Consider the following 13,196-nt stretch of genomic DNA (forward strand, 5'->3'; position numbering starts at 1 on the left):
TCATCATCCGAACGTTAACGTAAACGTCAAGTGTTTTGACGCTGCGAGCCCATGGGCTCAACTGGCGACCCTGTCAGGCGAGCCCTGCCTTCCAGTCGCGCTTGATCTTCTTGGCGAGGCTCCATTTGTGGACCTCGGTCGGGCCGTCGTAGATGCGGAAGGCGCGGACTTCACGGAACACCTGTTCGACGATCGTCTTGTCGGTGACCCCGGTACCACCCATTACCTGGACGCAGCGATCGGCGATGCGCATCAGCGCTTCGGACACCGCGACCTTCGCCATCGAGCTTTCGACTGTACCAAGCGATCCGGTGTCGAGGATGCCCGCGCACCAGTCGATCATCAGCTCGGCCTGTTTCAGGTCGATCATGTTTTCGGCGAGCATGAAACCGACGCCCTCATGCTCGATCAGCGGCTTGCCGAAAGCCTCGCGGCGGTTGGCATAGTCGGTCGCGATCTCGTGCGCCCGGACGCACGCACCGAGCCAGCGCATGCAGTGCGACAGGCGGGCGGGGGAGAGGCGCACCTGTGCATAGCGGAAGCCTTCGCCGGCTTCGCCCAGCATCTGGTCGGCGGGGATGCGGAGATTGTCGATCGTCAGCGTTGCATGGCCGCCCGGCATCGAACTGTCGATCGTGTTCGGTACATCGTCGATCCGGACCGCGGGATCGGGCAGGTCGACGAGGAACATGCACGCGCCTTGCTCAGCCTTAGCCATGACGATGCCCACGCGCGCGCCCTGCGCGCCGGTGATGAAGGTCTTGCGGCCGTTGACGACCCAGTGATTGCCGTCGAGATGGCAGGTGGTTTTCATCATCGACGGGTCGGACCCCGCTCCGCCGTCCTCGGCGGGCTCGGTCATGAAGAAGGCCGAGCGGACGCGGCCCTCGACCATCGGCTTCAGGAAGCGTTCCTTGAGCTCCGGGCTGCCCTCCTTGCCGAGCAGGTACATATTGCCCTCGTCGGGCGCCATCGTGTTGCACGCGAGCGGGCCGAGCGGCGACAGGCCGCTCTTGATCAGCACCACCGCCGTCTCGCGCTGGTTCAAATGATCGCCGTCGCCGAGGATGTGCGGGGTCAGCACGCCCGCTGCGCGCGCATGTTCGCGCATTTCCATCACCAGTTCGTCGGTCGGTGCCCCATGATGGTCGCGGCGCGAGTCGCGCTCGTAGGGAACGACGATTTCGCGCACGAAGCTTTCGACCTTTGCGGCAATCGCCAGCGCCCGATCCGATATGCCTTCACGCGCCGCCATCCCGATTCCCTTCGCTACCTAACTATTTCCCAAGTCAACCCGACGTTGACGTAAGCGTCAAGTTATTTCATGGATCGGCGCGAAGATGCCGTAAGGGCAGCACCGTCAAGGAGGGATCGAGAATGGCTTTCAAGACACGCATCACCGAAATGCTGGGTATCGAGCATCCGATCGTCCAGGGCGGGATGCAGAGCGTCGGCTATGCCGAACTCGCCGCCGCCGTGTCGAACGCCGGCGGTCTCGGCATTTTGACCGCGCTGACCCAGCCGACGCCGGCGGCGCTCAGCGCCGAGATCGAACGCTGCCGCGCGATGACAGACAAGCCTTTCGGCGTGAACATGACGGTCTTTCCGACGATCAACGCGCCCGATTACAAAGCCTATGCCCAAGCGATCATCGACGGCGGGGTCAAGATCGTCGAGACCGCGGGCACGCAGGCGGTGCGCGAGATATGGGAGATGCTGAAGCCGCATGGCGTCACGATCCTCCACAAATGCACCGCGGTGCGCCACGCCTTGTCGGCCGAACGCGCGGGCTGTGACATCATTTCTATCGACGGCTTTGAATGCGCGGGTCACCCCGGTGAGGACGATATTCCGGGCCTGATCCTGATCCCCGCGGCTGCCGACAAGGTGAAGATCCCGATGCTCGCCTCGGGCGGCTTCGGCGACGGTCGCGGATTGGTCGCGGCGCTGGCGCTCGGCGCCGAGGGCATCAACATGGGCACGCGCTTTTGCGCCACGGTCGAGGCGCCGATTCACGACAATGTGAAACAGGCGTATATCGACAATGACGAACGCGGCAGCTTCCTGATCTTCCGCAGCCTCAAGAACACCGCGCGCGTCGGCAAGAGCGCGGTGAGCGAAGAGGTGGTGCGCCGCCTCGCGGTGCCCGACGCCACCTTCGCCGATGTCGCGGAGCTGGTAAACGGCAAGGCGGGGCGCGAACTGCTAGAGACCGGCGACCTCAGCAAAGGGGTGTTCTGGGCCGGGATGGTGCAGGGATTGATCCACGATATCCCGACTTGCCAGCAATTGATCGACCGGATCATCGCCGAAGCCGACGCGATCGTCGATCAGCGGCTGGCATCGATGCGCGCCTAATTCGTCCGGCGTGCTGGCGCGTCGCGAAGGCTTTCGATATGATCCGATTCTTCGCAACTTGATCATATCGGAGCCCGCCGGCGTCAATGCCCGCCGGCGCGGCAAGGGGGATATTTGAGCCTCATCGAATATAAGGGTTTCGGCGGCGTTCCCCTGTTTGCCGATATGCTGGGCGACGAAAATGATCCCGCCGTGCTGCTCATACCCGATGTCGGGCAGGGCCGTGCCGCGTGGCGCGACGTCGCCGATGCGCTGGTGCTTTCGGGGCGGCGCGTCGTCAATCTCGATCTACGCGAAGCAAGCGAAGCAGACGGACTTGATCCGCATATCGAGGATATGCGCGCGGTGCTCGCGCAAATGGGTTCGCGCCCCGTTGTCGTGACCGCCGGGCGCGGGGGATGGATAGCGACGCGCGCGCTGGCGCTCGATGGCGCCCTTCTGGCCGCCGGGTTGGTGCTGGTCGACATGCCGGTCGACGAAGAAGCGATCGCGAACGACGTGCCCGCTCGATTGGCCATCCCCGCACTCGTCGTTCGCGGCGGTTTTGCACCCGCGCAGGGCAGCGCGGTCAGCGATGCGTTCAACGCCGCGCTGATCATGGGCGAGAGCGCCGACATAAACGAATGCGACCTGGAGCTCGCGTCCGACCGCAACGAAGCACTCCTCGGACAGCTTCTCGAATTCCTCGAACGGCGCCAGCCGCGCGAGGCGATGGAGTTCAAGGCGGGATCGGACCCGCGCACACTGCGCGACGCGATGGGCTGCTTTGCGACCGGCATCACGATCGTCACCGCGCTCGACGACGCCGGGACGCCCGTCGGCCTGACCGCGAACAGCTTCACCTCGGTTTCGCTCGATCCGCCACTATTGCTTGTGTGTATTGCCAACACGGCCGGAACCGCGCCGGCGCTCCGCGACGCGGCGCATTTCGGTGTCAACGTGCTCCAGATCGGCCAGCAACCGACGTCGAACCGCTTCGCCGCCAAGGGCGAGGATCGCTTCGCCAACCAGCCATGGGCGCCGGGGCAAACGGGCGTGCCATTACTCGGTGGCTCGCTCGTGTCGTTCGAGTGCCAGCGCGAATCGCTGCACGAGGCGGGCGATCATTTCATCCTTGTAGGCCGCGTCGTCCGCGCGCAGTTCGAGCCGCACCGCGATCCGCTGCTCTATTTTCGCGGAAAATATCGCCGGCTGCATTTTGCATGATGGCGGACAGGGTGGGATTCGAACCCACGGTGAGCTTGCACCCACGGCGGTTTTCAAGACCGCTGCCTTAAACCACTCGGCCACCTGTCCTTGCGCCGCCGCCATAGCGCGCGGGCGCCCGGCGGCAAGCGAAACCTTGCCCGCTCGACCCATCGCGCGAATGACTCGCCTCGTCCCGCCGCGACCTAGCCAAGCCGCTCGCATCTGTGCGACACACGCCCTATGGGTGGGGACATGATGCAAGCTATACGTTTCGGAACCGGACGCCTTTTCGGGATCGCCGCCGCCTTCCTGTCGGCATGGATGCTCACCGCTTCGGCGCCGCTTCACGCGCAGAGCGGCGATGCCGGATTCGATACTTATGTCCAGTCGCTATGGCCCAAGGCGCAGGCGCGCGGCGTCTCGCGCACCACTTTCGATCGCGTCACGGCGGGGCTGCTCTACAATGCGCGCGTCGTTGCGCTCGACCGCGACAATCTGGGCAGCCCGCCGAACCCGAACACCCCGATCCCCGCCTTCGCGCCCTATAGGGTAAAGCATGTCGATGCGGCGCGCATCGGCGGCGGGCGCCGCGTCCACGACCGGTTGCTTCCGCTATTATCTCGTATCGAGCAGCGCACCGGCGTGCCGACGAGCATCATGATCGCCATCTATGGTCACGAGACCGCCTATGGCCAGGTAACGGGTAATTTCGACCTGCCCGAAGCACTCGCGACGCTCGCCTATGAAGGGCGCCGGCGCAGCCTTTTCGAACCCGAGTTGATCGCGACGATGGTCATGGTCGAGCGCGGCGTGCCGCGCAGCGCGCTGAAGGGCAGCTGGGCCGGCGCCTTTGGCTATCCCCAATTCCTGCCGTCGGTCTATTTGCGCGTCGCCGAAGACGGCGACGGCGACGGCGTGGCGCGTATCTGGTCGAGCGAAGCCGACGCGATAGAGTCGATCGGCTCATATCTCCGCAACGCGGGCTGGCGCGCGGGGCAGCCGTGGGGGGTCGCCGTCACCGTCCCCGCGAGTTTCAACCGTGGCGCGGTTGCCAACCGCCTGACGCCGACGCGGTGTCCGCGCGTCTTTGACCGTCATAGCCGCTGGCGTTCGATGGCCGAATGGCGTGCGGCGGGGATCCAGCCGGTCAGCGGACGCTGGCCCGACGGCAATGTGCAGGCGACTTTGCTCGAACCCGACGGCCCTGGCCGGACCGCCTATTTGCTGACCGGTAACTATCGTGCGATACTGGACTATAATTGTTCCAATTTTTACGCATTGTCTGTGGGGTTGCTGGCGGATGAAATCGATCGTTAGGGGCGGGGGCCTGATGGCCGGGGCGGCGCTGATGCTGTCCGGTTGCGGTAGTTTAGGCGGTGCGCGCGACAGCGGGCCGACGACCAAGCCGGTGCCTGCGACGGCGGAAACCGGGGTGGTCGATGTGCCGGTCACGATCGGCGATCCCTACAAGATTGCCGACGCGACCTATACGCCGACCGACGTCGCCGACTATGACGAGGTCGGTTATGCGGGTTGGTATGGCGATGATCTCGCCGGAAAGCCGACCGCGAACGGTGAGACCTTCGATCCTGCCGGCATCAGCGCGGCGCACAAGACGCTGCCGCTGCCGAGCTATGTCGAGGTGACGGCGCTCGATACCGGACGGACGATCCTTGTCCGCGTTAACGACCGTGGCCCGATGGTCACCGACCGACTGATCGACTTGTCGCGCGGCGCGGCGGAACAGCTCGGTGTGGTTGATGGCGTCACCGCTGTCCGCGTACGCCGCACCAACCCGCCAGCGGCCGAGCGCGCGCAGCTTCGTGCCGGCAAGCCCGTCCGCGAAAGGATCGCCACACCCCAGTCGCTGTTGGCGATCCTTCGCGCCAAGGCGAAGGAATTGCCGGTACCGAAAACGGCGTCGGCGCCCGCCAGTCCGGCGATCGTATCGGCGACCGGCAAGCCCGGCGAAGACCGCTTCATCGTCGAAGGTCCCGGAACGAAAATGCCCGCGCCCAAGGCCGAGCCCGCAAAACCGGCGCAGACCGCCAAGCCCGGGACCGCGGCGGCAAAACCTGCGGTCACCGCTACCGGCAATTATTTCGTACAGGTAGGCGCCTTCAGCACCGAAAGCCGCGCCAATACCGCTGCGAAATCGGTCAGCGGGCATGTCACCAAAGCCGGCAACCTGTGGCGCGTGCGGATGGGCCCGTTCGCGAGCGACGCCGAGGCCCGCGGCGCGCTTGGCACGGCGAAAGCGAAGGGCTTCGGCGATGCCATGGTCCGACGTAGCCGCTGACCGGATATGAGCAATCCAATCCTGCTCCGCCGAACCGCTGCGATTCTCTTGTCGGGCTTGGCGTTGGGTCTTTCGAATCCGGCGACATCGGCGGGCAAGGCGCAAGCGAAAAGCACGCCGGCCGCGCACGCACCTTATACGACCGAAGCGCCCATCGTGATGCTCAAGGATCTCGATTCGGGCCGGATTCTCTTCTCGCGTGGAGCCGACAAGCGCTTCGCCCCGGCGTCGATGGCCAAGGTGATGACCGCATATGTCGTACTCGACCTGATCGAAAAGGGTGAATTATCGCGCGACAAGCTCTTTACCGTCGAGGATGCGACGTGGAAGATGTGGAGCGCGCGCAGCCGCAGTTCCACCATGTTCCTGCGGGCGGGCGAAAAGGTGTCGGTCGACAACCTCCTCAAGGGATTGATCACCGTTTCGGGGAATGATGCGGCATCGGTTCTCGCCGTTGGCATCGACGGGAGCGAGGCTACCTTTATCAAACGAATGAATGACATGGCGGCCAAGATTGGCATGAAGTCGAGTCGATTCGGCACCGCAAGCGGCTGGCCCGACGGAGGCGTCACCAAGGTCAGCGCGGGCGATCTTGTCCTCCTTGCCGACCGGCTGATCCGCGATCATCCGGGCGCCTATGGCCGCTATTTTTCGATCCCGAAGTTCCGGCACGGGATATCGCCCGACGGCAAGCCGATCGTCCAGCCGAACCGCAACCCCATTCTAGGCCGCTTTGCAGGCGCGGACGGGCTCAAAACGGGGCATACGTCGGAAGCCGGCTATTGCTTTCTTGGCTCGGCGAAGCGCGATGGTCGCCGCCTGGTCATGGTCGTAGCCGGCATGCCCAGCGAAAAGGCGCGCCGCGAAGAGGCGGAACGGCTCATGAATTGGGGCTTTGCTCACCTCGATCTGCCGATTGCGACGCAAGACCGGCGCAGCGGTACGTCGAAAGGCCGGGCAGACGCTACCGCGGCGAGATGACAAAGGCGACCCGCCGGGTTACGGCCGGTCCATGCACGATGCGCTTTCCATGTTCATCTTTCACGGGCTAACGACGTGACACCCGGCCGCTTCATTACGCTGGAAGGCGGCGAGGGCGTCGGCAAGTCGACGCAAATCCGTTCGGTCGCCGCGGCTCTGGAGGCATGCGGCATCGAGGCCGTCGCAACGCGTGAGCCGGGCGGCAGCGCCGGCGCCGAGGCGATCCGGTCGCTGTTGATGGAAGGCAGCGACGACCGCTGGAACGCACGAAGCGAAGCCCTGCTTTTCGCCGCCGCGCGCGCCGATCATGTCGCGCGCACGATCCGGCCGGCGTTGTCGCGCGGCGCTTGGGTGCTGTGCGACCGTTTCGTCGATTCGAGCCGGGCCTATCAGGGCGGCGGGGGTGGGATAACCGATGCCGACCTTCTTGCGCTGCACGGCTTTGGTTCGGAAGGATTGATGCCCCACCGCACATTTCTGCTCACCGTCAGCCCCGATGAGGCGGCGCGGCGACTTGCGGAGCGGGGGGGTAACGATCGCATGGGCAACAAACCGCTCGACTATCAGGCGCGCCTCACCGCGCGATTTGTCGAAATGGCCCAGGCTGAAACTGATCGCTGGCGGATCATCGACGCCGACCGGGCCGCCGAAGAGGTGACCGCGGCAATCCTCGCGGACCTCGCGGAATGGCTACCATGATCGGCCATCAGGAGGCCGAAAAGGCGTTCCTCGAAGCGTGGCAGGGCGGGCGCGTCCATCACGCGTGGCTGCTGGCGGGGCCGCAGGGCATGGGGAAGGGAGCTTTTGCCGAGCGGATTGCGCGCTTTCTCGTCACCCACGGGCGCAGCGGCGAAGGCAAGGCGCCTCCTCTTCTCGATGATCGTGGCGACGATGCCGCCGCTCGCCTGGTCGATGCCGGCAATCACCCCGAAATCCTGCGTCTCGCGCGTCAGCCAAAGGACAAGGCAAAGGAGCTCGCGCGAAACATCACGATCGAACAGATCCGGCAAATGATCCGCCGCCTGCATCTGTCGCTGTCGCTCGGCGAGTGGCGCGTGATCATCGTCGATGCGGTCGACGACCTCGAAACCGATGGGGCGAATGCGCTGCTCAAGACGCTTGAAGAGCCGCCTGCGAAGACCCTCTTCCTGCTCGTCAGCCACTCACCGGGACGCCTGTTACCGACGATCCGCTCGCGATGCAGAGCCTTGCGTTTTCAACCTGTTGCTCGTGACGTCATGACATCGTGGCTGCACGATCTGCGTCCGATGATCGAGATGGAGGATGTGCGCGCGATCGTTGCCGCGTCGGGCGGGGTTCCCGGCAAGGCGCTTGCACTCATCGACAGCGACGTGGCGGTCATGGAGAAAAAATTGCTGGCGATCGCGGCGGGCGGCGATCCTGAGAACAGGCTGCGCGAAGCCCTCGCTCGCGAGGTCGGCGGCACCAGCAATCGCGCCCGCCTCGAACTGGTGATCGATATCGTGCCGGGCCTGCTCTCGCGCATCGCGCGCGAGCGCCCCGTCGACCAGATTGCGTCGGTTCTCGCGCAGTGGGATCGCGTCCAGCGCACGGTTCGCGACGCAATCCGCGGATCCTATGACGGCGCGATGGTTGGCTTTGAAATCGGTAACTGCCTCGCAGAACTGGCGCCGCGACAGGATAAGGCGACACGCTGACGCTTTCCCTTGCGCGCGCCAGCCGCTAAGGCGCGCGCATGTCCGAAAATAACGAACCTTTCTACATCACCACCGCGATCAGCTACCCCAATGGTCGTCCGCATATCGGCCATGCCTATGAAGCGATCGCCACCGATGTCATGGCGCGTTTCCAGCGCGCGCGGGGCCGCGATGTTCGGCTGATTACCGGCACCGACGAGCATGGGCTTAAAATGTTCCAGACCGCGCGAGACCAGGGCCGCGCAACGATCGACCTTGCCGACGAAATGTCGGGATATTTCCGTGAGATGTATGCCAAGCTGAATATCAGCTATGACAATTTCATGCGCACGTCCGACGCGGCGCACCACGCGGCGTCGCAGGCGATCTGGAAAGCGATGGAGGCCAACGGCGATCTTTATCTCGATCGCTACGAAGGCTGGTACTCGGTTCGCGACGAGGCCTTTTACGATGAAAGCGAGCTGAGCGACGGGGAAGGGGGCACCCGCCTTTCTCCGCAGGGGACGCCGGTCGAGTGGACCGTCGAGGAAAGCTGGTTCTTTCGCCTGTCGAATTATCAGGACAGGCTGCTCGCGCTCTACCAGGAGCAGCCCGATTTCATCCGCCCCGAAAGCCGGCGGAACGAGGTGCTGCGCTTCGTCGAAGGCGGGCTCAAGGATCTCAGCGTTTCGCGCACCAGCTTCGATTGGGGCGTGCCGGTGCCGGGCTCGCCGGGGCACGTTATGTATGTCTGGGTCGACGCGCTGACGACCTATCTTTCGGGACTGGGATACCCCGATCCGACCAGCGATTTCGGGAAGTTCTGGCCGGCGAATATCCATATGATCGGCAAGGATATCGTCCGTTTTCATACGGTTTACTGGCCGGCCTTCCTGATGAGCGCCAACCTACCGCTGCCAAAGCAGGTGTTCGGACACGGTTTCCTGCTCAATCGCGGAGAGAAGATGTCGAAGTCGCTCGGTAACGTCGTCGATCCGATGGCGCTCGCTGACCGGTTCGGCGTCGATGCGCTGCGCTATTATCTGCTCCGCGAAGTCAGCTTCGGCCAGGACGGCAGCTATTCGGCCGAAGCGATTGTGCGCACCGCCAACGCCGACCTCGCGAACAGCTTCGGGAACCTGGCACAACGCAGCCTATCCATGATTTTCAAGAATCTGGATGGCAAACTTTCGGACGACTATGCGCCTTCCGAAGATGATATTGACCTGTTGACCGACCTCGCCGACATGGCTGCGGTCCGCCTCCCGCGCGAATTCGACCAGCTCGCATTCTCGGTTGGAATCGAAGACTGGATCCGCGCCGTTTTCGCCTGCAACCAATATGTCGACACACAGGCGCCATGGGCGCTGCGCAAGACAGATCCCGACCGCATGCGCGCCGTGTTAATGACGCTTTTCCAGGCCGTGCGCACGCTCGCGATCGCGATCCGCCCGGTTGTGCCCGCGGCGGCCGACAAGCTGCTCGACCAGATGGGCATCGCCGAGGACGAGCGCGATTTCGCGGCGTTGGCCGATACCGGCTGGTTCGCGAAGCTTGTCGCGAGCGGTTTCGCGGTCGGTCAACCTGTACCGATCTTCCCCCGTCTCGAATTGTCTGAGGGAGAAGGGGAAGGAGAGGCGTAATGCTCGTCGATTCGCATTGCCACCTCAATTACAAGGGCCTCGCCGAACAGCAGAACGAGGTGCTGGCGCGCGCGCGGACAAGGGGCGTTACCGCGATGCTCAACATCGCGACGCGCGAAAGCGAATGGGACGATGTGCTCGCAGCCGCCGAGGCGAACGACGATGTGTGGGCGAGCGTCGGTATTCATCCCCACGACGCCGACCATCACCCCGATGTCGATACCGCGAAGCTGGTCGAACGCGCCGCGCATCCGCGTGTGATCGGGATCGGCGAGACGGGGCTCGACTATTATTACGACAAGAGCGACCGCCTGCGCCAGCAGGACAGTTTCGGCCGTCACATTCACGCGTCGCAGGAGACCGGCCTGCCGATCATCGTCCATACGCGCGATGCCGAAGCCGACACGCTGGCGCTGCTCGGCGAGGAGATGGTGCGCGCAGCCTTCACCGGCGTGATCCATTGCTTCACCGCGAGCGACGATTTCGCGCGCAAGGCGCTCGACCTCGGCCTCTTTATCTCAATTTCGGGGATCGTGACCTTCAAGAATGCCGCGGACCTTCAGGCGACCGCCAAATGGCTGCCGCGGGACCGGCTGCTGATCGAAACCGACTCGCCCTTCCTTGCCCCTGTCCCGCATCGCGGCAAAACCGGCGAACCCGCCTTCGTTGCCGACACGCTGGCATTCCTCGCCGACCTCCGCCGCGAAGACACGGACACCCTCGCCGCAGCCACGAGCGCCAATTTCTACGCGCTTTTCAACAAGGCGGCGCCATGACGTCAAAGCACCCATGAAGCTCAGGATCCTGGGCTGCGGGACTTCTTCGGGCGTGCCGCGGATCGGCAACGACTGGGGACAGTGCGACCCCGACAATCCGCGAAACTTGCGCAGCCGTGCATCCATCATGATATCGCTGGGCGGCTTCCGCATTCTCGTCGATACGAGCCCCGACATGCGCCTGCAGCTGCTCGACGCGGGTGTCGGGGAGATCGACGCCGTCATCTGGACGCACGAGCATGCCGATCACACTCACGGTCTCGACGATCTGCGTCAGGTCATGCACCTGCGCCGCTCGGCGGTGCCGGTCTATGCGCGCGATCACGTGCTCGACATATTGAAATGGCGTTTCACCTACGCCTTTGCCGGCAATGCGGGATATCCGGCATCGGTCGATCCGATCGATCTCCAGGACCACCAGTCGATCGGCCCGATCGAGGTGTCGGCCATCGAAATGCCGCACGGGCCGATCAAGGCGAGCGGCCTGATCTTCAGCGACGGTGCGCACAAGATCGCATATGCCACTGATTTTTCGAAGTTTACGGACGAGATGGTCGATTTTTTTCAAGGCGTCGACCTGTTCGTGATTGATGCGTTACGCCGGTATCCCCACCCGACACATCCGCACCTTCAGATGACGCTGGAGGGGCTGGCGAAGGTCGGCAACCCGCGCGCGATCATCACGCATATGGATAATACCATGGATTATGAAGATCTTGCGGCCGAATTGCCCACAGGGATAGAACCGGGCTATGACGGGTTGGAGGTTCAGTTATGAATGGTGATACCGTCGTTCAGACGCTGTGGTTCGCGGGCGCGTTCACATTGGTCCTAAGCTCGCTACTCGCCCGGCGGTTACCCATGGCCGACTGGCTCAAGATGGCGCTCGCATGGGTCGCGATCTTCGGGCTTGTATTTCTCGTGATCCGGACGTGGCAGATCATGGCATGACGAAATATCTGATTTCTTTCCCGAGTGAGGCCATGATGGTCACCGACGAAGAACTGCCCGAAGTGTCCGCCGCCGCCCACGCGGTGATCGAGGAAGCCAAGGCGGCCGGCGTATATGTGTTCGGCGGCGGAATCGACGAGCAGGTCGAGCCGGTGCTGGTCTCCAGCGAAGGATTGGTATCGACGCAAATCTATCCAGGCAGTCGCATCAAGGGCGGGTTCGCGGTGCTCGAATTGCCGACCCGCAGGGAGGCTGCCGAATGGGCGAGGAAAATCGCGGTCGCTTGCCGGTGTTCGCAAGAGCTTCGCGAGTTCATGTACGATCCCGCGAGCTGAGAAAAGGGGCGGGCCGCATGGCGGCCCGCCCAGTCGTCGATCGGCGTCATTGGGGTCATCGCCGATCGCCCCATTTGCCTTACTCGCCGGTTTGCTGCTGCTCGGCCGCTTTCTTCAGCTGGCCCTTGGTCATCCCGGTCACGAGCACGTCGCCCGAGCCGGCGAAGCTGGCGGCGGGAAGGGTCGCTACCCGGTCCCCGACCTCGACCGTCACGGCCTGGACGACCCCGCTGCCGGTCTGGCGCAGTTCCTGGACATAACCGATCACCTTGCCGCGCGGATCGGTGACGGGCATGCCCGGCGCGATGGCGAACATGCCGTTGCCGGTGGCGGCGCCGCTGCCCGCGGCTGCGAGCTGGCCCAGGCTACCCTGGAAGCTGCCCGCGATCGAACCGGCGGCGGCGGCGCTGCCTGAGACGTCCGACAGCGCGCCATTGGTCCGATCGCGGACAGTCCCGACCGCACCGCGCGCGGTGCCGGTTGCGGTCGAAGCGGTGTCACGGGCGGTGCCGACAACGCCGCGGGCCGTCTGGCCGACGAAATCGGTGCCGACGGCCTGCGCGTCGAGGCTGCCGCTACCCGATGCGGAGCCCGCGCCGCTGGCGTTGCCGCCGACCGCGCGACCAAGCAGGTTCGCGTCGCCATTGGCTGAACCCTTGCCATTCGCATCGGCGCGACCCTTGCCTTGAACTCGACCCGAGCGACGATCGACATCGGCTTCGCCGCGGCCCGATCCGGTGATATCGCCCGCTGTGCCAAGCGTCCCGCCGATCGGCCCGGTGGGATTGCCGAGCGTGCCGCCCAAGCCGCCACTCAGTCCGCCATTACCGCCGAGCAACTGCGCCGAAGCGGGGGCCGAAAATGCCATGCTCGACACGGCGAGCGCGAGAGCCGGCGTGAAAATACGATGTGCCATTATCCTTCTCCTTCGTCTTGCGGCCCGGAGGGGAGGGCCTGAAGGAAGAACGATGGCGGGTTCGAATTTCTTCCGAAATTATTCGAAACCG

The 13,196-nt window shown here is 64.2% G+C and carries 14 protein-coding genes and 1 tRNA gene; 12 read left to right on the forward strand and 3 right to left on the reverse strand.

What is annotated here, in order from left to right:
• Nucleotides 1-73 precede the first annotated feature (73 nt).
• Nucleotides 74-1,255 (reverse strand): acyl-CoA dehydrogenase family protein, encoded by a 1,182-nt coding sequence (locus VSX79_RS08585; protein ID WP_326915172.1) that lies wholly within the window; start codon nucleotides 1,253-1,255, stop codon nucleotides 74-76.
• A gap of 122 nt (nucleotides 1,256-1,377) precedes the next feature.
• Between VSX79_RS08585 and VSX79_RS08590 the strand changes: the two genes are divergently transcribed.
• Both VSX79_RS08590 and VSX79_RS08595 read left to right on the forward strand, forming a co-directional pair.
• Nucleotides 1,378-2,358 carry an NAD(P)H-dependent flavin oxidoreductase gene (locus VSX79_RS08590; protein ID WP_179496261.1) on the forward strand — a complete coding sequence of 327 codons (981 nt, stop codon included), beginning with the start codon at nucleotides 1,378-1,380 and terminating at the stop codon, nucleotides 2,356-2,358.
• 114 nt (nucleotides 2,359-2,472) lie between these two features.
• Entirely contained in the window at nucleotides 2,473-3,564 is a 1,092-nt protein-coding gene (locus VSX79_RS08595; RefSeq protein ID WP_218844312.1) for a flavin reductase family protein, read from the forward strand.
• Here the strand turns inward: VSX79_RS08595 and VSX79_RS08600 are convergent.
• A tRNA-Ser gene (locus VSX79_RS08600) sits at nucleotides 3,565-3,654 on the reverse strand.
• A gap of 144 nt (nucleotides 3,655-3,798) precedes the next feature.
• On the opposite strand from VSX79_RS08600, the gene VSX79_RS08605 reads away from it, so the two are divergent.
• From VSX79_RS08605 to VSX79_RS08650, 10 genes are all read left to right on the forward strand, one after another.
• Nucleotides 3,799-4,863 (forward strand): lytic murein transglycosylase, encoded by a 1,065-nt coding sequence (locus VSX79_RS08605; RefSeq protein WP_407697271.1) that lies wholly within the window; start codon nucleotides 3,799-3,801, stop codon nucleotides 4,861-4,863.
• Nucleotides 4,847-5,845 carry a septal ring lytic transglycosylase RlpA family protein gene (locus VSX79_RS08610; RefSeq protein WP_326915173.1) on the forward strand — a complete coding sequence of 333 codons (999 nt, stop codon included), beginning with the start codon at nucleotides 4,847-4,849 and terminating at the stop codon, nucleotides 5,843-5,845. The genes VSX79_RS08605 and VSX79_RS08610 overlap by 17 nt, the downstream gene beginning before the upstream one ends.
• A 6-nt stretch (nucleotides 5,846-5,851) precedes the next feature.
• Nucleotides 5,852-6,826, forward strand: a complete 975-nt coding sequence (locus VSX79_RS08615) for a D-alanyl-D-alanine carboxypeptidase family protein (RefSeq protein ID WP_326915174.1) — start codon at nucleotides 5,852-5,854, stop codon at nucleotides 6,824-6,826.
• Nucleotides 6,827-6,901: 75 nt separating this feature from the next.
• Nucleotides 6,902-7,525, forward strand: coding sequence for a dTMP kinase (tmk, locus tag VSX79_RS08620; RefSeq protein WP_326915175.1), 624 nt, complete (start codon nucleotides 6,902-6,904; stop codon nucleotides 7,523-7,525).
• A complete protein-coding gene (locus VSX79_RS08625; protein WP_326915176.1) occupies nucleotides 7,513-8,505 on the forward strand; it encodes a DNA polymerase III subunit delta' in 993 nt (330 codons plus the stop codon). The genes tmk and VSX79_RS08625 overlap by 13 nt, the downstream gene beginning before the upstream one ends.
• Nucleotides 8,506-8,543: 38 nt before the next feature.
• Nucleotides 8,544-10,127, forward strand: coding sequence for a methionine--tRNA ligase (metG, locus tag VSX79_RS08630; RefSeq protein WP_326915177.1), 1,584 nt, complete (start codon nucleotides 8,544-8,546; stop codon nucleotides 10,125-10,127).
• Nucleotides 10,127-10,903: a TatD family hydrolase gene (locus tag VSX79_RS08635; protein ID WP_326915178.1), complete on the forward strand. Its 777-nt coding sequence runs from the start codon at nucleotides 10,127-10,129 to the stop codon at nucleotides 10,901-10,903. The genes metG and VSX79_RS08635 overlap by 1 nt, the downstream gene beginning before the upstream one ends.
• Before the next feature lie 13 nt (nucleotides 10,904-10,916).
• The gene (locus VSX79_RS08640; protein ID WP_179497400.1) at nucleotides 10,917-11,681 is read left to right on the forward strand and encodes an MBL fold metallo-hydrolase; all 765 of its coding nucleotides are present in this window, start codon (nucleotides 10,917-10,919) and stop codon (nucleotides 11,679-11,681) included.
• The gene (locus tag VSX79_RS08645; protein ID WP_326915179.1) at nucleotides 11,678-11,854 is read left to right on the forward strand and encodes a hypothetical protein; all 177 of its coding nucleotides are present in this window, start codon (nucleotides 11,678-11,680) and stop codon (nucleotides 11,852-11,854) included. Before VSX79_RS08640 ends, VSX79_RS08645 begins: the two co-directional genes overlap by 4 nt.
• On the forward strand, nucleotides 11,794-12,189 hold the full coding sequence (locus tag VSX79_RS08650; protein ID WP_326915180.1) for a YciI family protein: 396 nt from the start codon (nucleotides 11,794-11,796) through the stop codon (nucleotides 12,187-12,189). Before VSX79_RS08645 ends, VSX79_RS08650 begins: the two co-directional genes overlap by 61 nt.
• Nucleotides 12,190-12,268: 79 nt before the next feature.
• Here VSX79_RS08650 and VSX79_RS08655 read toward each other — a convergent pair whose 3' ends face one another.
• Nucleotides 12,269-13,105 (reverse strand): hypothetical protein, encoded by an 837-nt coding sequence (locus tag VSX79_RS08655; RefSeq protein ID WP_326915181.1) that lies wholly within the window; start codon nucleotides 13,103-13,105, stop codon nucleotides 12,269-12,271.
• Nucleotides 13,106-13,196 lie beyond the last annotated feature (91 nt).

It is taken from the genome of Sphingopyxis chilensis (assembly GCF_035930445.1).
In the GTDB taxonomy this organism is placed as follows: domain Bacteria; phylum Pseudomonadota; class Alphaproteobacteria; order Sphingomonadales; family Sphingomonadaceae; genus Sphingopyxis; species Sphingopyxis chilensis.

Excerpts from the sequence above, each read along its gene's own strand:
- VSX79_RS08585 (WP_326915172.1), bottom strand. The coding sequence starts at position 1,255 with ATGGCGGCGCGTGAAGGCATATCGGATCGGGCGCTGGCGATTGCCGCA.
- VSX79_RS08590 (WP_179496261.1), top strand. The coding sequence starts at position 1,378 with ATGGCTTTCAAGACACGCATCACCGAAATGCTGGGTATCGAGCATCCG.
- VSX79_RS08605 (WP_407697271.1), top strand. The coding sequence starts at position 3,799 with ATGATGCAAGCTATACGTTTCGGAACCGGACGCCTTTTCGGGATCGCC.
- VSX79_RS08610 (WP_326915173.1), top strand. The coding sequence starts at position 4,847 with ATGAAATCGATCGTTAGGGGCGGGGGCCTGATGGCCGGGGCGGCGCTG.
- VSX79_RS08615 (WP_326915174.1), top strand. The coding sequence starts at position 5,852 with ATGAGCAATCCAATCCTGCTCCGCCGAACCGCTGCGATTCTCTTGTCG.
- VSX79_RS08625 (WP_326915176.1), top strand. The coding sequence starts at position 7,513 with ATGGCTACCATGATCGGCCATCAGGAGGCCGAAAAGGCGTTCCTCGAA.
- metG (WP_326915177.1), top strand. The coding sequence starts at position 8,544 with ATGTCCGAAAATAACGAACCTTTCTACATCACCACCGCGATCAGCTAC.
- VSX79_RS08635 (WP_326915178.1), top strand. The coding sequence starts at position 10,127 with ATGCTCGTCGATTCGCATTGCCACCTCAATTACAAGGGCCTCGCCGAA.
- VSX79_RS08640 (WP_179497400.1), top strand. The coding sequence starts at position 10,917 with ATGAAGCTCAGGATCCTGGGCTGCGGGACTTCTTCGGGCGTGCCGCGG.
- VSX79_RS08645 (WP_326915179.1), top strand. The coding sequence starts at position 11,678 with ATGAATGGTGATACCGTCGTTCAGACGCTGTGGTTCGCGGGCGCGTTC.
- VSX79_RS08650 (WP_326915180.1), top strand. The coding sequence starts at position 11,794 with ATGGGTCGCGATCTTCGGGCTTGTATTTCTCGTGATCCGGACGTGGCA.
- VSX79_RS08655 (WP_326915181.1), bottom strand. The coding sequence starts at position 13,105 with ATGGCACATCGTATTTTCACGCCGGCTCTCGCGCTCGCCGTGTCGAGC.